This is a genomic window from Paractinoplanes ovalisporus, from assembly GCF_016834655.1.
Lineage (GTDB): Bacteria > Actinomycetota > Actinomycetes > Mycobacteriales > Micromonosporaceae > Actinoplanes > Actinoplanes ovalisporus.
This window is the reverse complement of record NZ_JAENHP010000014.1, coordinates 209,476-227,717: the sequence shown is the minus strand read 5'-3', so window position 1 is coordinate 227,717 and position 18,242 is coordinate 209,476. Positions and strand designations below refer to the sequence as shown.

22 protein-coding genes and 1 tRNA gene are annotated in these 18,242 nt (G+C 69.9%); 7 read left to right on the top strand and 16 right to left on the bottom strand.

The annotated features are described in order from the left end of the window. Positions 1-44: 44 nt before the first annotated feature. Entirely contained in the window at positions 45-980 is a 936-nt protein-coding gene (locus JIG36_RS33440) for an NADP-dependent oxidoreductase (protein ID WP_203380405.1), read from the bottom strand. Between the two features lie 94 nt (positions 981-1,074). Here JIG36_RS33440 and JIG36_RS33435 point away from each other — a divergent pair, with 94 nt between their 5' ends. Further along, positions 1,075-1,668 carry a TetR/AcrR family transcriptional regulator gene (locus JIG36_RS33435; protein WP_203380404.1) on the top strand — a complete coding sequence of 198 codons (594 nt, stop codon included), beginning with the start codon at positions 1,075-1,077 and terminating at the stop codon, positions 1,666-1,668. Here the strand turns inward: JIG36_RS33435 and JIG36_RS33430 are convergent. Beyond that, complete coding sequence (locus JIG36_RS33430; RefSeq protein ID WP_203380403.1) at positions 1,650-2,063, bottom strand: OsmC family protein; 414 nt, start codon at positions 2,061-2,063, stop codon at positions 1,650-1,652. The genes JIG36_RS33435 and JIG36_RS33430 overlap by 19 nt on opposite strands. Before the next feature lie 214 nt (positions 2,064-2,277). Between JIG36_RS33430 and JIG36_RS33425 the strand changes: the two genes are divergently transcribed. The 3 genes from JIG36_RS33425 to JIG36_RS33415 are packed head-to-tail and all read left to right on the top strand — an operon-like array spanning position 2,278 to position 5,813. After that, the gene (locus JIG36_RS33425; protein ID WP_203380402.1) at positions 2,278-4,020 is read left to right on the top strand and encodes an FAD/NAD(P)-binding protein; all 1,743 of its coding nucleotides are present in this window, start codon (positions 2,278-2,280) and stop codon (positions 4,018-4,020) included. Next, a complete protein-coding gene (locus JIG36_RS33420) occupies positions 4,017-5,222 on the top strand; it encodes a putative PEP-binding protein (protein WP_203380401.1) in 1,206 nt (401 codons plus the stop codon). Before JIG36_RS33425 ends, JIG36_RS33420 begins: the two co-directional genes overlap by 4 nt. A 48-nt stretch (positions 5,223-5,270) precedes the next feature. Continuing rightward, entirely contained in the window at positions 5,271-5,813 is a 543-nt protein-coding gene (locus tag JIG36_RS33415) for a carboxymuconolactone decarboxylase family protein (RefSeq protein ID WP_203380400.1), read from the top strand. 153 nt (positions 5,814-5,966) lie between these two features. Here JIG36_RS33415 and JIG36_RS33410 read toward each other — a convergent pair whose 3' ends face one another. Further along, a complete protein-coding gene (locus JIG36_RS33410; RefSeq protein ID WP_203380399.1) occupies positions 5,967-6,626 on the bottom strand; it encodes an enoyl-CoA hydratase/isomerase family protein in 660 nt (219 codons plus the stop codon). 107 nt (positions 6,627-6,733) lie between these two features. Between JIG36_RS33410 and cmk the strand changes: the two genes are divergently transcribed. The 3 genes from cmk to JIG36_RS33395 all read left to right on the top strand — a co-directional run bounded on the left by cmk (position 6,734) and on the right by JIG36_RS33395 (position 8,920). Further along, positions 6,734-7,414: a (d)CMP kinase gene (gene cmk, locus JIG36_RS33405; RefSeq protein ID WP_203380398.1), complete on the top strand. Its 681-nt coding sequence runs from the start codon at positions 6,734-6,736 to the stop codon at positions 7,412-7,414. Next, positions 7,411-8,796 carry a ribosome biogenesis GTPase Der gene (gene der / locus JIG36_RS33400; RefSeq protein ID WP_307873013.1) on the top strand — a complete coding sequence of 462 codons (1,386 nt, stop codon included), beginning with the start codon at positions 7,411-7,413 and terminating at the stop codon, positions 8,794-8,796. The genes cmk and der overlap by 4 nt, the downstream gene beginning before the upstream one ends. A 50-nt stretch (positions 8,797-8,846) precedes the next feature. Further along, positions 8,847-8,920, top strand: a tRNA-Pro gene (locus JIG36_RS33395). Between the two features lie 133 nt (positions 8,921-9,053). On the opposite strand, the gene JIG36_RS33390 is transcribed toward JIG36_RS33395, so the two are convergent. The 13 genes from JIG36_RS33390 to JIG36_RS33330 all read right to left on the bottom strand — a co-directional run bounded on the left by JIG36_RS33390 (position 9,054) and on the right by JIG36_RS33330 (position 18,236). After that, positions 9,054-9,740 carry a hypothetical protein gene (locus JIG36_RS33390; RefSeq protein WP_203380397.1) on the bottom strand — a complete coding sequence of 229 codons (687 nt, stop codon included), beginning with the start codon at positions 9,738-9,740 and terminating at the stop codon, positions 9,054-9,056. A gap of 125 nt (positions 9,741-9,865) precedes the next feature. Beyond that, complete coding sequence (locus JIG36_RS33385; RefSeq protein WP_236048655.1) at positions 9,866-11,110, bottom strand: tyrosine-type recombinase/integrase; 1,245 nt, start codon at positions 11,108-11,110, stop codon at positions 9,866-9,868. Next, positions 11,071-11,487, bottom strand: coding sequence for a helix-turn-helix transcriptional regulator (locus tag JIG36_RS52525; RefSeq protein ID WP_236048654.1), 417 nt, complete (start codon positions 11,485-11,487; stop codon positions 11,071-11,073). Before JIG36_RS52525 ends, JIG36_RS33385 begins: the two co-directional genes overlap by 40 nt. Positions 11,488-11,489: 2 nt before the next feature. Next, positions 11,490-12,602, bottom strand: coding sequence for an AAA family ATPase (locus JIG36_RS33375; RefSeq protein WP_203380395.1), 1,113 nt, complete (start codon positions 12,600-12,602; stop codon positions 11,490-11,492). A 4-nt stretch (positions 12,603-12,606) separates the two neighbouring features. Next, entirely contained in the window at positions 12,607-13,314 is a 708-nt protein-coding gene (locus JIG36_RS33370; protein ID WP_203380394.1) for a DNA cytosine methyltransferase, read from the bottom strand. Continuing rightward, positions 13,314-14,360, bottom strand: coding sequence for a bifunctional DNA primase/polymerase (locus JIG36_RS33365; RefSeq protein ID WP_438870778.1), 1,047 nt, complete (start codon positions 14,358-14,360; stop codon positions 13,314-13,316). Before JIG36_RS33365 ends, JIG36_RS33370 begins: the two co-directional genes overlap by 1 nt. A gap of 1 nt (position 14,361) precedes the next feature. Beyond that, positions 14,362-14,736, bottom strand: a complete 375-nt coding sequence (locus JIG36_RS33360; protein WP_203380393.1) for an RRQRL motif-containing zinc-binding protein — start codon at positions 14,734-14,736, stop codon at positions 14,362-14,364. Beyond that, positions 14,736-15,074: a hypothetical protein gene (locus JIG36_RS33355; RefSeq protein WP_203380392.1), complete on the bottom strand. Its 339-nt coding sequence runs from the start codon at positions 15,072-15,074 to the stop codon at positions 14,736-14,738. Before JIG36_RS33355 ends, JIG36_RS33360 begins: the two co-directional genes overlap by 1 nt. Beyond that, a complete protein-coding gene (locus JIG36_RS33350; RefSeq protein ID WP_203380391.1) occupies positions 15,071-15,319 on the bottom strand; it encodes a hypothetical protein in 249 nt (82 codons plus the stop codon). Before JIG36_RS33350 ends, JIG36_RS33355 begins: the two co-directional genes overlap by 4 nt. 141 nt (positions 15,320-15,460) lie before the next feature. Then, positions 15,461-17,644: a cell division protein FtsK gene (locus JIG36_RS33345; protein ID WP_203380390.1), complete on the bottom strand. Its 2,184-nt coding sequence runs from the start codon at positions 17,642-17,644 to the stop codon at positions 15,461-15,463. Next, positions 17,644-17,817: a hypothetical protein gene (locus JIG36_RS33340; protein WP_203380389.1), complete on the bottom strand. Its 174-nt coding sequence runs from the start codon at positions 17,815-17,817 to the stop codon at positions 17,644-17,646. The genes JIG36_RS33345 and JIG36_RS33340 overlap by 1 nt, the downstream gene beginning before the upstream one ends. Next, positions 17,814-17,993 (bottom strand): hypothetical protein, encoded by a 180-nt coding sequence (locus JIG36_RS33335; RefSeq protein WP_203380388.1) that lies wholly within the window; start codon positions 17,991-17,993, stop codon positions 17,814-17,816. Before JIG36_RS33335 ends, JIG36_RS33340 begins: the two co-directional genes overlap by 4 nt. A 66-nt stretch (positions 17,994-18,059) precedes the next feature. Then, entirely contained in the window at positions 18,060-18,236 is a 177-nt protein-coding gene (locus tag JIG36_RS33330) for a hypothetical protein (RefSeq protein WP_203380387.1), read from the bottom strand. Between the last annotated feature and the right edge of the window lie 6 nt (positions 18,237-18,242).

Here is an 18,242-nt window from a genome sequence, read left to right as displayed (position 1 = left end):
CACTCAGGCCCCGGTTGCTCGCTGCGACCGGGGCCTGAGCGCGTTCAGGGGATCGTGACGACCAGTTTGCCGACGGTGTGGTGGTGGGCGAAGTCGGTCAGGGCCTGCACGGCGTTCGCGAACGGGTAGGTCGCGGCGATCGTCGGGCGGAGCGCGGCCACCTCGGCCATGCCACCGAAGCGGCCGTCCAGGTCGAGGACCAGCTCGAAACGGATGTCGTCCCGGTCGATCATCCCGGGGCGCGGCGGCGGGAACGTGATCGTGAAGAGGCGGCCGCCGGGGCGGAGCGCGGTCGCGGCCCGCTGGAGGCGGTCGGTGGGCAGAACCAGGTTGAGCACCACATCGACGTCGGCGGGGTAGTCGTCCTCGTAGTCGACGACCGTCTCGGCGCCCAGACCGTGGAGCAGGTCCTGATCGCCGGGACGGCCGGTGGCGATCACGTTCGTGTGCGTGAGCAGGGGCAGAACGGTGGTTCCGACCCCGCCCGTGGCGCCGATGACCAGAACTGTTTCGCCCGGTTGGGGCTGTGCGGTGGCGATCAGGGCGCGGGCGGTGAGTCCGGCCGTGGGCAGGGCCGCGGCGTCGATCGGGCTCAGTTCCGGCGGGCGGCGCGTGATGAACGGGGTGCCCGCTTCGAAGACGGCGTACTCGGCGAGCGCGCCCGTGGTCATCGACGGGTTGGCGCCGGCCATCGCCTTGAGCGCCCTCGGGACAGCATGCCCGAAGATCTGATCACCGACCTCGTACGGGGAATCGCTCTGTTTTGTCACGGTGCCCACGAAATCGTTGCCGGGGACGTGCGGGAACGTCAGCGGGGTCTGGGCGCGGTAGGCGCCGCTCGGGATCACGATGTCACCCGGGTTGATCGAGACGGCGTCGATGCGGACCTGGATCTGCCCGGGGCCGGGCTCGGGGACGGGTATCTCGGCGATGGTGAAGCTCTCGGGTGGGCCGTAGTCGTTGGCGATGACTGCCTTCACCGGATTCCTCTTTCGTCTGTCGTCGCGTTAAGCGGACCGCTTGGTCACGTTAGGGCTGAACGGACCGGCCGGTCAACTTGTTAGGCTTCGCAGCGTGACTCCCGACCGCCCGCTGCGTGCCGACGCCGCCCGCAACCGGGCGGCGCTGCTCGACGCGGCGGCCGCGGAATTCGCCGAACAGGGCCTGGAAGCGTCGGTGGCCGACATCGCCCGTCGGGCCGGCATCGGCAAGGGCACGGTGTTCCGGCATTTCCCGACCAAGGACGACCTGCTGGCCGCCGTGGTGCTCGACCGGATCGACGGTCTGGCTTCGCTCGCTCGCACGCTCATCCCGGCCGCGGACGCGGGGGCGGCGTTGCTGGAGTTCATGGGTGCCGCCGCGGGTCGTCAGCGCCAGCTCGACCTGTCGTTCCTGCGCGAGGCCGGCGGCGTCAACGAGCGCCTGGACGGGGCTCGCTCGGAGTTGTTCGAGGCGATCATCGCCCTGGTCGAACGGGCCAAGTCGGCGGGCGCGATCCGCCCCGACGTCACCGGGATGGACGTGATTTTGCTGATGTGCGCCCCGAACCACGTGGTCAGCTTCGTCCCCGGCGCCCCGCCCGAGTTGTGGCGGCGCTACCTGGCGATCATTTTCGACGGTTTGCGCCCGGCCGGCGCGAACCCGCTGCCTCACCCCTCCCCGGGCTGAGAGACCGACGCGGTCACCGGCATCCCCTGCCGCAGGGTGGCCGCCACCAGGCAGCCGCGCTCGGCGACCTCGACGAGGTGGGCGAGATCGGCGGGCGGGCACGAGTCGCAGGCCACCTCGATGCGGATCGCGGCGAACCGCCGGGGGTTCGCCGCGAATTCGCCGGTGACCCGGCAGGTCGCGTCCTTCACCGTGACCGACCGGGCTCCGGCGGCGGCGTAGAGCGTGCTCATGAAGCAGCCGCCGACCGCGGCGAGCAGTGTCTCCCCGCCCATCGGGCCGGCGTCCGAGCCGCCGTTCTCCGACGGGCGGTCCATCACGATCGTGTACTGCCGGATGGTCGCGGTCGTCGCCGTACGGCCGTTCTGGTCAAGGGCCACCGTCATCTGATCCATGCCAGCATGATCGCCGTCGATGTGTCCTCCCGTCGACTCCGGCCGAGCGATCTCCGCACCCACTGCGCATCCGGGGAGTGGCTTCGGATCACGACGGGACGCCAGGATCGACGGATCCATAGGATGATTCTCCTTGTCGTGTAAGGAGGTGCGACGATGAAGATCCACAATGTAAGGACGTCGTACCCCTCCGGCAACGCCAACGGAGGCTGGATTGCATCGTCCTCGGGTCCTCGTCATCGGCGCCGGGCTGGCCGGCACCGCCACCGCCATCCGGCTGCTCCAGTTCGCGCGCAAGCCACTGGAGATCGTCTTGCTTGAGCGTCGCCATGACTACCGGTACGCGGGTGTCGCGTACCACCGCGACGGCAACCCCTGGGACCACGTCTTCAACATCCAGGCCGGTCGGATGTCGGCGTTCCGCGAGGACGTCAACGACTTCGTCCGCTGGGCCAACCACGAGGCCGACCGCAGCGCCTGGACCCCGCAGTGGAAGGACTTCACGTTCGTCGAGCACGGGCCCGCGCCCCGGCGGATCTACCACGACTACCTGACCGACCGGGTCGCCCAGGCCCGCGCCGAGGCCTACCCGGGTGTCGAACTGACCGAGATGGACGGCGAGGCGGTCGCCCTCGGGATCGAAACCGGCCATGTCGCGGTGTCGGTCCAGCGGCAGAACACGGAGACGCTGACGGCCGATCACGTCATCCTGGCGACCGGCATGGAACTCAAGCAGCCCGCCTTCGCCACCGGCGTGCTCGACCACGACGCGTTCATCCGCTACCCGTATTCGACCGACGGCGTCCGGCGCCTCACCGCCACACCACCCGGCGCCAGTGTGGTGATCGTGGGGACGGTTCTCAGCGCGTACGACTCGGTCGCTCTTCTCCTTCGGCAGGGGCACACCGGTCCGATCCACCTCGTCTCCAAATCGGGCACGACGCCGCGCACCTATCCGGAGGACCACGAACACGGCGTCATCCAGCTCCCGGCGCCCACATCGCTTTTTGCTCCGTACGGGGGCCGGGCCGAGTTCCTGACCCGCGTGCGAACCGAGTGGGAGGCCGCCTGCGCCGCCGTCACCGCCGACCACCCCGGCATGGACCGGCGGATCGTCACCGAGCGTGTGGCCAAGGCCTGGGAGCCGTACCTGCCGCGGGTCATCGAGCGGATCCCCACCGACGACCTGCACGCGCTGCTCCGCGACTTCAGCACCCCGATCGCCTCGCTGCGGGTCGGCGCGGTGTCCTACACGACGTCCGTCGTCGAGGAGGCCATGGGCGCCGGTCGGGGCCAGGTCGAACTGGTCGTCGGCACGGTCGACCGGGTCGAGCCGGGCGACTCCGGCCGGTTGCGGGTGCGGGTGGCGGCACCGGACGGCGCCCGCGAGATTCCGGCCGATCTCGTGGTGTGCAACTTCGCCCGCGAGTTCGACTACACCAACGTCGGTTCCGCCCTGTGGATGAACCTGCTGGCGAACAACCTCGTCACCCCGCATCAGCGCACCAGCCGCGGCATCGAGATCAACCAGCGGGGCACGCCGTTGCGGCCCGACGGCGAGCCGGTCGAGAGGCTGTCCGCGATCGGTGTCATGCGCGAGGGTGACGAGATCGTCCGCAACGGCCGTACGGGCGCTTTCGCCTTCAATCTCGCCGCGATCAAGAACCATTCCATCGTGGTCGCGGCGCACGTCGTCGAAAGGCTGGAGCACGACGACACCCACGGTGACCTGTTCGATGAGGCCGTCGCTCTGGAGGTCAAGCGGATGGCCGCGCGGTCCCGGAGCGAACGGGAGCAGTACGACGTGCAGCTGGCGAACCACCCGGGTTCCGGCCTCCATCCGCGCGCCGCGATCAGCCAGGCGGCGGTCCGGAGGCTCACGGACATCTCGGTGACACCCCGGCAGTTGCGCCGGCAGCTGGGCATCTCAACCGATGAAGAGGCGGAGTACCCATGACCCGAGGGCAGATCCAGGGCGTCGTGCTCGTACGCGGCGCCGAACCCGTGGTGACCGGGCCGTGCAACCGGACCGAACGGCCGGTAGCGGGTTCCGTGCTCGTCGTGCGGTCACTGAACCCGGCGATGTACGTGGCGCTGACGGCCGCCCGGGCGGTCGTCAGCACCGACGGCGGCCACACCGGCCACATGCAGTCGATCTGCCGGGCCAAGGGCATCCCGGTCCTGCGCGTCGACCCGGCCGACATCGACGAGCTGACCGGCACGATAACGCTCGACCTGGAACGGGGAACGGTCGTCGCCGGTGCGGAGGCCGGCGACGGCGCGGCCGGCCTCGGCCTTCCCGCCGAGCTGTCGGACGTTCTGGGTTCGGCCTGTGCGGTGATCGCCGACCGGGGCGACATCCACAAGCTCAACAGCGTCCGATCCCGTACGGCGGAAGTGGAGTCCTTCTTCGTCCGCGAGGAATTTCTCTGTTTCGCCGCGTCTCTCAGCCCGATCGACGCGCTGCGGGGCGGGGCCTCGGTCACCGCTTACGGGCGTGCTCTCGCCGACCAGCTGCAAACCTGCGTCGAAGCGCTCCGGCCAGGCCAGCGCCTGATTCTCCGGATGCTCGACCTGCGCTCGAACGACGCCGTGCACATCACCGACGACGCCACGGTGCCGCGCGAGACCAACCCCGACATGGGCCTGCACGGCACCCGCTGGCTGCTGCGCTCGGCCTCTTATCCGGAGGCGCTGCACGTCATGCTCGACACCCTGCGCGACCGGCTCGGCGCCGAGGCCGGCCGGGTGCACCTCTCGGCCCCGTTCCTGGTCGACGCCGAGGAGTTCGCCAAGGTGCGGCCCCACCTGGGGTTGTCGCCCGAGACCCGCCTGTCCGCGTTCATCGAGACGCCGGCCGCCGTGCACGCCACGAGGGACATCTGCGCCGCGGGGGCCGACGAACTGTTCGTCGGCACGAAGGACCTGGTGCAGTTCTACCTCGCGGCCGACCGCAGCAATCACCTGGTGGCCGACGACTACCGGACCCGTCACCCGGCCGTGCTCGACGGGTTGCGGCGGGTCATCGAGGACGCCCACCACGCCGGCACACCCGTACGTGTCTATGCGCTCGGCGCCGACCTGCGCCACTACATCGAGCGTCTGCCCGCGCCGACCGGATACATGATGTGCGTCTCGGAGCTGCTCCGCGCGAACTGAGCAATTTCGAAGATATCCACCGCTCGGCCGGGCGTGACAACGTACGTTATGGCTTACATCGACCTCGGCGTGGACGAGCACGAGTTCCCCGGCATCACCGGTCCGATGCGGTTCCGGCCGGAAACCGCCCAGCCACTCAACATGCTCGCCGAAGTGCTGCTGCGCGCGCCGCACTCCCTGCCTCCGGGCGAACGCGAGCTGATCGCCGCGTACGTGTCCGGTCTCAACCACTGCCACTTCTGCTGTTCCTCACACTCGGCGTTCGCTGCCGTGCAGCTCGACGCGGGCATGTCGCTCGTGGACAAGGTGCGCGCCGACCTGGAATCGGCGCCGGTGACCCCGAAGCTCAGGGCGTTGCTGCGCATCGCCGGCGCGGTCCAGCAGAGCGGCCGGGCGGTCACCCCCGAGCTGATCGAGGGCGCCCGTGCCGAGGGGGCCACCGACGTCGAACTGCACGACACCGTGCTGATCGCCGCCGCGTTCTGCATGTACAACCGGTACGTCGACGGGCTGGGCACTTTTGCGCCCGAGCGCCCGGAGGACTACCTGCCGATGGCCACCCGCATCGTGGAGCAGGGCTACGGCGTCTGAGCGTCGCAGCTTCTCGCCGGCGGGACTTCGAAAGGGTGACCGACGCCCCACGGCCGTAGGCGCGCTACGGCCGTTCGGGGTGATCGGCTCGCGAGGTGCCCCCGGTTCCGCCCTCGTTGTGGTGGGGGGAGTCGACGTGGCGTACGAAATCTTCTAATCGAGGGTGCGGAGCTTTTCGATGACGGGTGCGTAGAGGCGGGTTTTGATGGTTTCGAGCGTCGGGCCGGCCTTGTCGACGTGCGCGGCGGCGAGCTCGATGGCGGTGGTGAGCACGTCGGATTCGGGTACGGCGCGGTCGACGATCTGGCGTGTCTCGGCCTCGGTTCCGCCGAAGCGGCGCGCGGTGACCATGGCCTCGTGAGCGGTCTGGGGCGTGAGGCGGGACTGGATCAGGGCGGACATTCCGGGCGTGAACGGGATGTTGATGTCGGCCTCGGGCAGGCACCAGAAGCCGCGGTCGGCGCGCATGATCCGCAGGTCGTGGGCGAGCGAGAGCATCGCGCCGGCGGCGAACGTGTGGCCCTGCAGGGCGGCGACGGTCACGAAGGGTGAGGTCAGGACGCGGGAGAGCAGGGCCTGAACGCGTACGCCGTACGCGGTGTACTGCTCCGGATGCTCCATCAGCCACTCGAGATCGAGGCCGTTCGACCAGATCTTGCCGGTGGCTTTTGTCACGAGAGCGCGGGGTTCGTCGGATTTCTCGACCTCATCGAGAAGGGACTCGACCTCGGTCAGCCAGTCGGGGTGGAACCGGTTCTCGCCCTCGCCGAGATCGAGAACGTAGACCGAGTCGTGGCGTTCGAGCGCAGGCATGGCTGCTCCTCCCAGGTTACTAGCCGGTAACATACCCTAGTTCGTCACTCATCGGTGCGACGGGCACAATGGGAGGGTTGGTCGCGCGGGGAAACTGAGGAGGAACGGTGGCGGAAGCAGTACGCCCGGAGAAGTGCGTGGTCGCGGTCGACGGCCCGTCCGGTTCCGGCAAGTCCACCGTGTCCCGGCGGCTGGCCACCCGGGTTGACGGCGTCTACCTCGACACCGGCGCCATGTACCGGGCCGTGACCTGGGCCGTCCTGCAGGCCGGGGCCGACCTGAACGACCCCGACGCCATCGCCAAGATCGTGCTCGAGACCGAGCTGTCGATCGGCACCGACCCCGCCGCTCCGCATTTCGCGGCCAACGGCACCAACGTCGACGCCCCGATCCGCGGCGTCGAGGTCACCCAGGCGGTGTCGGCGGTCGCGGCCGTACCCGCCGTACGCAAGCACCTGGTGTCTTTGCAGCAGGCGATCATCGCGGCCCACCCGCGCATCATCGTCGAGGGCCGCGACATCGCCTCGGTCGTCGCGCCCGACGCCGACCTCAAGGTCTACCTGACCGCCTCGTCGGCCGCCCGCGCCGCCCGGCGCAGCGCCGAGGACGCGTCGGATGTGGCCGCCACCGAGGCCGACCTGGCCCGCCGCGACAAGCTCGACTCGACCCGCAAGACCGACCCGCTGAAGCTGGCCGACGACGCGGTCGAGGTCGACACGACCGGCATCGGCATCGACGAGGTCGTCGCGTACGTCTTGAATCTTCTGAACAGCAAGGTGAAGTCGTGAGTGAAGTCCCTTTGGGCATTCTGTCCGAGGACTCTGACACCGGTCCGGCCCCCGTCGTGGCCGTGGTCGGTCGCCCCAACGTGGGCAAATCCACCCTGGTCAACCGCATCATCGGCCGGCGCCAGGCGGTGGTCGAGGACGTCCCCGGCGTCACCCGCGACCGCGTCCCCTATGACGCCCAGTGGAACGGCCGCCGCTTCACGGTGGTCGACACCGGCGGCTGGGAACCGGACGCCAAGGACCGCGCCGCCGCCATCGCGGCGCAGGCCGAGATCGCCGTCCAGACGGCCGACGTGGTCGTCTTCGTGGTCGACGTCTCGGTCGGTGCCACCGACGTGGACGAGGCCGCGGTCAAGATGCTGCGCCGTTCCCACAAACCGGTGATCCTGGTCGCCAACAAGGCCGACAACAACAACCTGGAACTCGAGGCGGTGTCGCTCTGGTCCCTGGGCCTGGGCGAGCCCCACCCCATCTCGGCCCTGCACGGCCGCGGCTCCGGCGACCTGCTCGACGACATCCTCAACGCGCTCCCGTCCCCGCCCGAGATCATCGAGGACGGCCCGCGCGGCCCGCGCCGTGTGGCCCTGGTCGGCCGCCCCAACGTCGGCAAGTCGTCGCTGCTCAACCGCGTGTCCAAGGAGGAGCGCGCGGTTGTCGACTCGGTAGCCGGCACCACGGTAGACCCGGTAGACAGCCTGGTCGAAATGGACGGCGAGCTCTGGCAGTTCGTAGACACCGCCGGCCTGCGCAAGAGAGTCAACCAGGCTTCCGGTACGGAGTACTACGCGTCCCTACGCACGGCCGGCGCAGTCGAAGCGGCCGAGGTGGCGGTGGTCCTGCTGGACGCCGCCGAGCCCATCTCCGAGCAGGACCAGCGGGTCCTGACCCAGGTCGTCGAGGCCGGCCGCGCTCTGGTGATCGCCTTCAACAAGTGGGACCTGGTCGACGCCGACCGTCGCTTCTACCTCGACAAGGAAATCGACCGAGAGCTCAAGCGCATCCCGTGGGCCATCCGCGTCAACATCTCGGCCAAAACGGGCCGGGCGGTCGACAAGCTGGCCCCCGCGCTGCGCCGCGCTCTTGCGTCGTGGGAGCAGCGCGTTCCCACCGGGGCTTTGAACCAGTGGCTGACGGCGTTGACCCAGGCCACCCCCCATCCCGTACGGGGTGGTCGCGCGCCCCGCATCCTGTTCGCGACCCAGGCCGGTGTCGCCCCGCCGCGGTTCGTGTTGTTCACGACGGGCCCCCTGGACGCCGGCTACCAGCGTTTCGTGGAGCGCAAGCTGCGCGAGGAGTTCGGGTTCGAGGGCTCACCCATCGAGGTCTCCGTGAAACCCCGCAAGAAGACGGGCCCGGGGGGTCGGGGCAAGGCCCACGGGTAGGGCTTGCTAAGCTTTCTGAGTTGCCGCGCGGTGTTCGTGCCGGGCGGCGGCGGGCTGTAGCGCAGCTTGGTAGCGCACTTGACTGGGGGTCAAGGGGTCGCAGGTTCAAATCCTGTCAGCCCGACAATCTTGAGGGGCCGCTAGCTAGGGTTAACACCCTGGTCAGCGGCCCTTCTGTCATTCCTTCAGATCAAGGTATTCCTACTGGTCGGCTTGGAGCTGGGGACCGCCTGGGGACCAAGGGGGCAGGCTGGCCCCTAGTCGTTCCACTCCAGGGTGATCTCGGCGGCCAGGTAGTCCCGCAGGAGCACACGCACCCGCCCTGCCGTATCCACGAGGTACGAGAAGCGTTTTTCCTGCACCATCGTCCAGTCGAAGGCGTCCTCGTCGTCAGAGAAGTGACGGAGGAACATGCGGCTACCGAGTTCGGGGAGGAGCTGGCCGACGGGCGGCTGCATGAATCTCGCAGTGTCTTCAGCGCTGAGGTTGGGAAGCGCGGACCACGCGACGGCGACGTTTACGGCGTTAGTCGGTTCACCCGTCTCGAACGTCCATAGCCCGCGTCCGATCTTGCTCACTACCCGTTCGAGCCGGGTGATGTCCGCGTCCGTGAGGAGAAGCCCTCCGGGAGTAAGCATCGCACCGATGCGTTCAGCCAACGAGGGCTGTTTGCGGAAGGTAGCGGCGATCTTCTCGCGTTGAAGGTGCGCGGGATCGACGGTATTGCATACACATGCTTCTAGTAGGCATGCCACGTACTCCTCGTCGAGTGAGGCGCTGTTATTGCAGTCGAAGCATGCCCCGACCTGAGCAAGATTGGCTGGGTAGGGCTTGTCCAGAAACGCCTTGGGCGGCACGTGGTCACGTGTGTCGGGCTCCAAGCCGCAGAAGGCGCAGAAACCAAGAAGCCTTTCATCGAGGAACAGGTGACTGTACTGGCGCATATCTTGAGCATATGCGCGGTGAGCGATGCCGAAGCTCGGCCTGATCCCGGCCGCTCGCCTAATATCTAACGCGGGCGGCCGGGATCAGCGTTCAGTGGGAAGTGGACTTGGGCGGAGGTCTCCGCCTAAACAGCACGGAGCTGATGACTGATTGTGGACCGGGGTGCCTTTAGGTGTGCGCTGAGCGCCGATCCGGCCTCCTCGATCGAGCGCTGATCCGGGTGCAAGTACCGCTGCGTGGTGCTCAGTGAACCGTGCCCGGCGATTTTCCGCAGTACGTGCACCTTGACGCCGGCATCGGCCAGCCAGGTCAAGCCGGTGTGCCGCAGGTCGTGCCGCCGCAAGTGCTCGTATCCCAGCGCTGTGACTACCTCGTCCCAATGCGTGGCGTCCCGCAGCACCGCGGTACTTATCCGGCCGCCCCGCGGGCCGGTGAACAACCGCGCGTCCGGGCCCGCCGCCGAGTCGAGCCGCTCGATCACCATCGGGCGGACCTCTTCGATGATCGGCACCCTGCGGGCGCGCTTGCCCTTGGTGCCCTTGTCGATCAGCCCGCCCGGTCCCGGTGTGGTCTGCCTCCGCACAGTCCACGTCCACGTCGCCCGGTCGATGTCCCCGGCCCGGGCGCCGGACACCTCGCCGATGCGGGCCGCGGTGCATGCGGCGAAAGTGACGATGTGTCCCCATCCGGTGAACTGGCCGTGCGACCGGGCGACGAGAGCGTCTGCGAGGGTGATCAGCGCTTCCCAGCTCGGCAGGGCGAGCGAGCGAGGGTCGTCCAACTCGTCCTCGGCCCGCTGGTATTCGCGCTGCCAGCCCGTGACCCGCGCGACGTTGCGGTCTACCACGCCGTCCCGTACGGCCTGTTCCAGCACCCTGACCAGGATGGCCAGCGTGTTCTTGACCGTCGAGCGGCTGCATTCGTCCTCGATCCATGAGTAGACCGCCCGGTCCACCACGCCGTTGGTGATCATCCGCATGGGGATGTGGCCGAGGGTCGGCACGACCCGCAACCGCCAGCCGGCCAGGTAGGGATCTAGCGTCTTGCGCTCCAAGCCGCGGGTGGCCAGCGGCATTACGTCGGTGCCGTACTCGGCGAGTCGCTGCGTGGCCGCGGCCGGGTTGAGCCCGCCGTTTGCCGCGCGGATCATGCCGTCGATCCACTCCTGAGCGTCCTTGGGTGTCGCCGTCGAGTGCGACTTGGACCGCCGGTCGCCGGTCGCCGGATCCGTCCAGCGCACGCGAGCCTTGTAGGGCTTCGGCCGCCCGACGCGGTGCTCCACGTCGGACTTGACTGAAACACTGAGGGGCGGGTGCTGCGCTGCGCTGGTCACGCCGCCTCCGGGGTGACTCGACGGCTGGCCAGCCATGCGCGCACGTCCTCAATCGAGTACATGATCACGCGCTCGGACAGGACGATGAACGGCGGACCTTGCAACGGGCGGGCGGTCCGCCAGCGTCGCACGCTGGACGGATCCACGCGCAGCATCCGGGCTAGCTCTTCAGTGGTGATCAGTTCGGTCTCGGCGGCGGTCGTATCGATGCTGTCTACGGCCCTGAGTCGCACGGTGACGGCCTCCCGGTGCTGTGTTGCGGTGACGGCGAGGGTACGGGGGTCAATGTGGCTGCGGCCCTCTGCGCGGCCCGCTGAGAGCCACGCTGAGCCAAAATCTCGGGCACCCTGGGGTGTTCCTATACATACGACCGGGATCATCCCGGATCCCTCGTGTTTCAGCCGGTCTTCCATGATCAGCCGTCCTCTCGGCTGTCACTCTCGCTGTCACTGCCGTTTCCGCAGGTCAGCTCGGGTTGAGTGACGGCAGTGACAGGAGTGACAGCGGTGACACCCGGCACGCGGTACCGGCCGCCCGGCTCGGCGGCCACCTGCCCATCGGCGAGCATGCGCGTGCAGTTCTGCCGCACGGTCGCCGCGGCGAGGCCGGTCCCCTCGGCGATGACCTTGGGTGTCGAGCCGGGCGCATCGCGCAGGTAGCGCAGGATCGCGGCACGGGTGTCGCTGAGTTGGTAGTCGCCGGCCGGGCCGTCGAGCATCCGCCACGCGCCCGCGGCGGGGTCGAAGGTCAGCGGGTACTCGTTCTCGTCGACGTCGCGGCCGGTCACGTGCAGCACGCCGTCACCCTGGTTGCGTGCCCGCTTGAGCACGAGGGTCGCGTCCGCGGCACCGGCGAGCCCGTTGGTGCCGGACACCTCGGACAGGAAGTCCTCCGAGCCGGCCTTGCGCACATGGTGCACGGCGACGACGGCGACGCCGTAGTCGTCGGCGATCTTCTTCGCCCGGCCGACCGCGGCGTAGTCGGCATCGTAGGCGGACGCGCCCGGAGCGGAGTTGCCGCGCAGCTTGGCGAACACGTCGATGATGACCAACCTTGCCCGCGGGTGCCGGTCGAGCCACGCGGCGATGGCCTGATCCCCGCCCTGCGGCAGCGGCGGGCACTGGGTGGCCAGGGTCAGCCCGGCCGGGGCGGGCCGGTCGCCGAGCACCTTGCGCAGCCGGGTTTGCAACCTGCGTGCGGTGTCCTCCAACGCGAGGTAGAGCACCGGCCCGGCCTCCACGCCGATCGAGCCGAACGCGTTGTCGCCGCGGGCGACGTCCACGCCGAGGCCGAGCGACATCCACGACTTGCCGACCTTGGGCGGCCCACACAGCAGTGTGAACCCCTCGGCGATCACGCCGGGAACGGCCCACTTGGGCGGGGCGAACTCCATCGCCATGATGTCCGCTGCCGTCCACGACGTGCGGATCCGCGCCGGCTCGCGCTGGCGGTCGGCAGACAGCACCGCGGCGGCGTCTTCGGGCCCGGCGACGCGCAGCGCGGGCCGTTCGGCGGGTTCGGGGATCATGGCGTCACCTGCCGACGGCGTGGTCGAGGATGAGGTGGCCGAGGTGTTCGGCGATGGCGGGGATGGCGGCGTTGCCGAGGGTTCGGTTTCGGTCCATCCGTCGGGGAACCCCATCAGCCACTCGGTGTGGCTCGGGTTGCGCCTGCCAGTGATGTAGGTACCGTTGCGCAGCGCTTTCTTCTTGGCGTTCGAGCCACCCGCGCTGCCGGCGCCGTTGGCCCGCGGGGTGGGCCAGAAGGAACAGCCGCTTTCGTGTGTGTGGCGCGCCCATGGCGCATGCGGATAACAGTGACCAGCGCGCATCGAACCCGAGGTCGGCCAGGTCACCGAGAACCCATCCGAACGCGGCGGCGTCGCGGACGAGCCCGGGGACGTTTTCCACGAGGACGTAGCGGGGTCGTACTGCGCGAATGACGTCGGCCATCCAGGGCCAGCCCCATCGCTCATCGGCGAGTCCGCGGCGCCGTCCGGCGTCGCTGAACGGCTGGCAGGGGAACCCGCCGGCGACGACGTCGACCTGTGGACGGACTTCGGCACGCCACCAGGTGGGGGCAGTGCGTACATCGTCATGGCAGGGCACCTCCGGCCAATGTTTGTGCAGGACCTGCCGGCAGAACGGATCAATTTCGACGTGTCCGACGATCGCCATCCCGGCCCGCTGTAGACCGAGGGATAGTCCTCCGATCCCGGCGAACAGCTCCAGCACGTTCATCACGCCACCTGCCGCGGTCGGCGGGCACCGGCCCGCAGCCCGGACAGAATGGTGCGCTCGATCTCGCGTGAGCTGAGTCCAAGCCGGGATGCGCCGTCGACAAGAACCGTGATCACGGTGTCCTCGTCGACCGCGCCGCCGGCCACGAGTTGGCCGAGGGTCTGCGCGGCCATGAACAGCGCGTGGTTGCGCCCGCCCTCGGCCGCTTCGGCGAGCTTGGTCAGGGTGCCGTCGATCGCGGCCCGCACGTACGCGCCGCGGCGGTCCGCGGGCAGCTCGATCACGACCGGCTGCCCTTCCGGGCGTAGCGGTGCGGGCCGTAGCCGCTCGCCGAGCCAACTGGGCAGCCCGGCCGTGTGCGCGTCCTGCCTGACCGTGTACGCGCGGCCGGCGACGATCGAGCCCGCGGCGACGACGTAGCCGCCGTGCGCGCGGGTGTCGATCAGCCAGCCGAGCGCGCCCGCGGTGTTGCGCAGCTCGGCCCCGTCGGGGTGGCGGAAGTACAGGTGCAGCCCGCCGCGGCCGGTCGTGACCGCGTACGTGTCGTCGGGTACCGGGTGGCCGAGGTCGCCGCACAGGTCGGTGAACACGCCCCACCCGTGCATGTAGCCCTCGCACCCGGCGGGCGCGGTCTGTCCGGTCTTGCGGGCGTCGAAGTCGGCCACCACGAGGCCGGACGGCCCGCACGCGATACCGACGTTGTACGGCCCGGCTGTCCAGCATCGGCGGATCCGGTCAGGGTCGGTGGTAGCGCGCTGCTCCCACCGGTCGATCGCGGGCCGCTTGTCGTCCGGGCGTAGCGGGAAGACGTGCCAGCCGCGGGCCGCGGCGGATAGCGCGGCGGTCAGGAAGTCGTTGCTGTGCATGGGGATCTGCTCCCTCGTGTCGCTTGTGGATGGTGCTAGCCGGGCTTCCGCGCAGACCTTGTGGCAGGGCCGCTCGTTCTCGTCGCGCAGGATCGACGGGCGTCCGCAGATCCGGCAGGGCAGCGCCGGGCCGGTGCTGTGGGTGCGCCAGTCGAGGAAGCCCGGCTCGGTGGTGGTCATGTCAGTGCGCCGGGTGCCGCTCGTCGCGGCAGTCGAGGCACTCGCCGAACGAGCGCGGGATGTAGTAGGGCCGTACCTCGCCGCAGGTCGGGCAGGTGCGCCGAGCCCGCAGCGCGGCCCGCACGGCGTCGAGCTGGGCCGCGGTCGCGGTGCGCTTGGGCCGGGCCAGGTCGAGCCGGTACAGGTACGCCGCGCGGGTGCCGCCGACGCCGCGCCACAGGATCTGCGCGGCGATCGGCTGACCGCCCGGCCGCAGCCCGCGGGCGCGAAGCTGCCGCCGGGTGGCGTAGCCCGCGGGCGCGCCCTGCCACCAGAAGGTGGGGAGCCCGTACCGGGTGCCCGCGGGATCCCAGTAGGCGGCCCGGACCCGGGACATCAGGCGGCCCTCCGCCCGATCGCGGGCCGCTCGCCGCGGCCGGGCAGCACGCGCGGGCGGACGATGACCGCGTCCAGTAGCTCACCGAGCAACCGCAGCAGGATGGCGAGCTGCTTGCGCGCGGTGTTTTCGTTGCGGTGCAACGGGATCCGGATGACCACCTCGGCGTACTCGACGTCGGCGGCGCGGGTGCGGGTCATGACGGCCCGGCCGTTCCCGCGGGCCGTGACGATAGGCCGGCCGCGGTGGGTGTCGATGCCGCACGTGTGATCACGGGCGCACCACTGGGTGTGCGGCGTGGCGGTCCGGGTGAGCCGGGCCATCGTGCGGGCGCTCATCGGGCGTCCCGGCGGATGCCGGAGAGCCGGTTGTAGATCCAGCGCCCGGCGCGCAGCCGGCGGCCGGTGCCCTCGCAGCGGCGGCAGAGCCGGAACGCCCGGCCCGACGGCGACCGACGCTTGCCGCTGCCGTCGCACTTGCGGCACGCCTTGAACGGCCAGATCCAGCACGCGGCGGCGTAACCGACGGTGACGGCCAGCGAGGCGAGGGTGAGGGTGATAGCGGTGGTGAGCTGGGGGTCCACAACAGCCTCCAGGGCCTGTTTTTGGGTGTGCAGGGCCGTGAGCTGCTATCCGCTAGGTCGCAGCTCAATATCGTGATCGGGTGCTAGCGGAGGTGCTAGCGCTAGCAGGTGCAGCCGCTAGCGCTAGCAGCCTCGGATCGGTCAGTCGCCGGAGCGCTTGCGGTCACGCTCCGCGATCGCGGACAGGAGATCGGCGTGCCGGATCCCGCGGCGGGTGACCGACTTGCCCTCGACGCGGCGGCCGACGTCGACGACCTTGACCGCGGCGAACGGCTTGAGCGCGGCGGTGAGCTGCGCGGCCTCCCAGCCCTCGTACGCGTCGGGCCGCAGCTCGACGAGACCGGCGCACAGCGTCTCGTTCCACGCCGACTTCTCGTCGCCGGGCCACACCCGCGCCAGGTCATCGAGCACGTGGTGCTGCGGCGCAACGTCGCGCTCCGCGGGGAAGACCGGCACGTTGCCGGCCGCGGTGCGCAGGGCGACCGCGCGGGCCACGATCCGCCCGGCCGCGGTCGTGTCGACGTAGAACGAGCGCACCGACTGCGGCTTGCCGAGCCCGCGCAGCACGCCCCACCCTGCCTCGGTAACCGGCTGGAAGACCGTCGCGCGCAGGCCCTGCTTGTACGCCGACGTGCCCAGGATCATGTCGTTAGCCGTCTGGTCAGCCACCGACAGGCAGAACCGGGAGTTGACGTTGCGGGTGATCCCGGTCGGCAGGGAGTCCTTGTCGGGGATCTGCGTGCCGATGATGATGATGATCCCCAGCGCCCGGCCGAGCTTGATGACCTTCTCCAGGATCTCGCCGGCCTCCTTGCCGAACTTGCTGGTCATCAGCTCCTGCAACTCGTCGAACCAGGCGATCAGCGGGTGCAGCCCGGAACCCTTGAGCGAGGCCAGCTCGGGCGTGACCTTGTTCTCCGGAGCCTTGCCCATGCGGGCGTAGTGCTCGATCCGCTTCGACCGGCGGCGGGCCTCCTCGTACAGCCACTCGATGAACGCGAACGCGCGGGCCAGGGTCTCGTCGTCGAAGCCGTTGCCGTACTCGGCCATGACCGGCTCGAGAACGGCGAAGTCCCCGACGCCCTTGAGTTCGTAGCCGCGGATCTCCGCCCGCGGGTCCAGCGACGCGGCCAGCAGCAGCAGCCGCAGCGCGAACGTCTTGCCGGATCCGGGCTGACCACCGAACAGCCAGTTGCGGTACATCATCTCGGCCATGACCTGATCGAGCTTCGGGGTGGTCGCGAACGCGAACGGCTTGAACAGGTCCACCTTCGCGGCCTCGGCCAGCAGCGGGCACGCCGGCTGCTTCATCTCGGACGCGGGCTCGTAGCCGACCCACAGCGCCAACCTGCCGGTGTGGCCCGGCGCGGTCTCCGGCCACACCTGATCCATCGGCAGACGCATCGCCGAGGCCAGCCGGCCGCGGCGGGCGACCACCTCGGACGCTTCCACGCCGTACGGCAGGTCCACGATCGCGAGGTGCCCGGGGCCGTCGCGGTGGATGTCCACCGGGAACGTGATGGCCTTCGGGTCCTTCGCCACAGCGCTGTTGATCGCGCCGATCTGCACGGAGGTCAGCGCGCGGCGCACCAACTCCGCGGTCAGCTTGCGGTATCGGTTGCCCTCGCTGACGCGGTCGGTGATCGGCTTGTCCGCGGGCCGGCCGCGGGTGGCCAGGAACGGCACCACCACGAGCGCGGCCAGCAGCCGCCACCACGCCGGGCCGAGCGCGAGTGCCACGAGGCCGGTCACGATCAGGGCCGCGGCCAGGGCGATGACCCACCAACGCCAGGTCGTCTGACGCTGCCGGCGGGCGTCGAGCTTGAGCCACACGTCCGCCTCGCCGCGCTGCGCGGCAGCCTGCCGCAGGTGCCAGTTGCCCTCCTCCGCGGTCGCCCAGCGCAGGGCCTGTCCGATCCCGCGGAACAGCCCGAGCGGAGCCCACATCGCGGTCTTGGCCGCGTACTTCGGCGAGCGCACCGCGTGGTACGCCAGCACGTACCCTGCGTCCTTGGTCTGGTGCTTGGCCGCGGCCTTGATCCCGCGCCACGACCGCGCCCACTCGGCCAGGATCGGCCGGCGCTCACGCTGCCGCAGCAGCACCTCGTGTGGGATGTCCTCGGCCGCGTCGACCGGGCCGCCCTCCGCGGGCGGCGCGTCGTCAACGGTCTCGGCATCCTCGATCTCGTCGTCGGGCGCCTCGCCCGGCGTCCCCGCGGCGCGGCGGGCGCGGGCGGTCTCCAGGTCGACGACCTCAGCGTCGGTCGTCTCGGGCTCGGTGGTGCGGTCGAAGTCGTCCGGCTGGTTGCGGTCGGGAGTGGTCATCAGCGCTTCCTTCCGAACAGGCCCCGCGCGACGGCGACGGCGGCGTCCCCGGCAACGCGGGCGATCTGGTTCTCGCGGATCGTGGTGTGGTCCTCGGTGCTGCCCTTGGGCATCCGCCCGGCCTCGATGCGGCGGGTGTCCGGGTTGACCTGACCGCCGGTGCGGCGGGTCACCGCTTGCTGCCGATCGAACGGCGGTCGCGGCCGGCCGCGGCAGCGGCGCGCTCACGACGGGCGTCGGCGGCGCGGGCGGCGTCCTGAGCGGCCTTGATGTCCTGTGCGCTGCGTTCGGCCTTGGTGCCGGGGCCGAAGAGACTGCTTGCCATACTGGTGTTCTCCTGACGGTTCACGAACTGGATGGGAGACCGGCGGTACGGCGCTGCTTTGGTCGGTAGGAGCCGTGCCGCCGGGCGGAGCTATCGGTTCTGGTGGCGCTTGTGCCAGCGCACGGCGTCATCGACGCGGCGGCGCAGATCGGGTGACATCTCGGCGCGAATCTGCTCTTCCTTGCCGAGTTCCTTTAGGCGGTCGCAGAGCAGATTGATCACGCCCGCGGCGGCGGCTTCGTCAGGGTCGTAGCGGTGCTTGGCCATGTGGCT

Excerpts from the sequence above, each read along its gene's own strand:
- JIG36_RS33430 (WP_203380403.1), bottom strand. The coding sequence starts at position 2,063 with ATGGATCAGATGACGGTGGCCCTTGACCAGAACGGCCGTACGGCGACG.
- JIG36_RS33420 (WP_203380401.1), top strand. The coding sequence starts at position 4,017 with ATGACCCGAGGGCAGATCCAGGGCGTCGTGCTCGTACGCGGCGCCGAA.
- JIG36_RS33415 (WP_203380400.1), top strand. The coding sequence starts at position 5,271 with ATGGCTTACATCGACCTCGGCGTGGACGAGCACGAGTTCCCCGGCATC.
- JIG36_RS33410 (WP_203380399.1), bottom strand. The coding sequence starts at position 6,626 with ATGCCTGCGCTCGAACGCCACGACTCGGTCTACGTTCTCGATCTCGGC.
- JIG36_RS33390 (WP_203380397.1), bottom strand. The coding sequence starts at position 9,740 with ATGCGCCAGTACAGTCACCTGTTCCTCGATGAAAGGCTTCTTGGTTTC.
- JIG36_RS33385 (WP_236048655.1), bottom strand. The coding sequence starts at position 11,110 with ATGGCTGGCCAGCCGTCGAGTCACCCCGGAGGCGGCGTGACCAGCGCA.
- JIG36_RS52525 (WP_236048654.1), bottom strand. The coding sequence starts at position 11,487 with ATGGAAGACCGGCTGAAACACGAGGGATCCGGGATGATCCCGGTCGTA.
- JIG36_RS33375 (WP_203380395.1), bottom strand. The coding sequence starts at position 12,602 with ATGATCCCCGAACCCGCCGAACGGCCCGCGCTGCGCGTCGCCGGGCCC.
- JIG36_RS33370 (WP_203380394.1), bottom strand. The coding sequence starts at position 13,314 with ATGAACGTGCTGGAGCTGTTCGCCGGGATCGGAGGACTATCCCTCGGT.
- JIG36_RS33365 (WP_438870778.1), bottom strand. The coding sequence starts at position 14,360 with ATGACCACCACCGAGCCGGGCTTCCTCGACTGGCGCACCCACAGCACC.
- JIG36_RS33360 (WP_203380393.1), bottom strand. The coding sequence starts at position 14,736 with ATGTCCCGGGTCCGGGCCGCCTACTGGGATCCCGCGGGCACCCGGTAC.
- JIG36_RS33355 (WP_203380392.1), bottom strand. The coding sequence starts at position 15,074 with ATGAGCGCCCGCACGATGGCCCGGCTCACCCGGACCGCCACGCCGCAC.
- JIG36_RS33345 (WP_203380390.1), bottom strand. The coding sequence starts at position 17,644 with ATGACCACTCCCGACCGCAACCAGCCGGACGACTTCGACCGCACCACC.
- JIG36_RS33330 (WP_203380387.1), bottom strand. The coding sequence starts at position 18,236 with ATGGCCAAGCACCGCTACGACCCTGACGAAGCCGCCGCCGCGGGCGTG.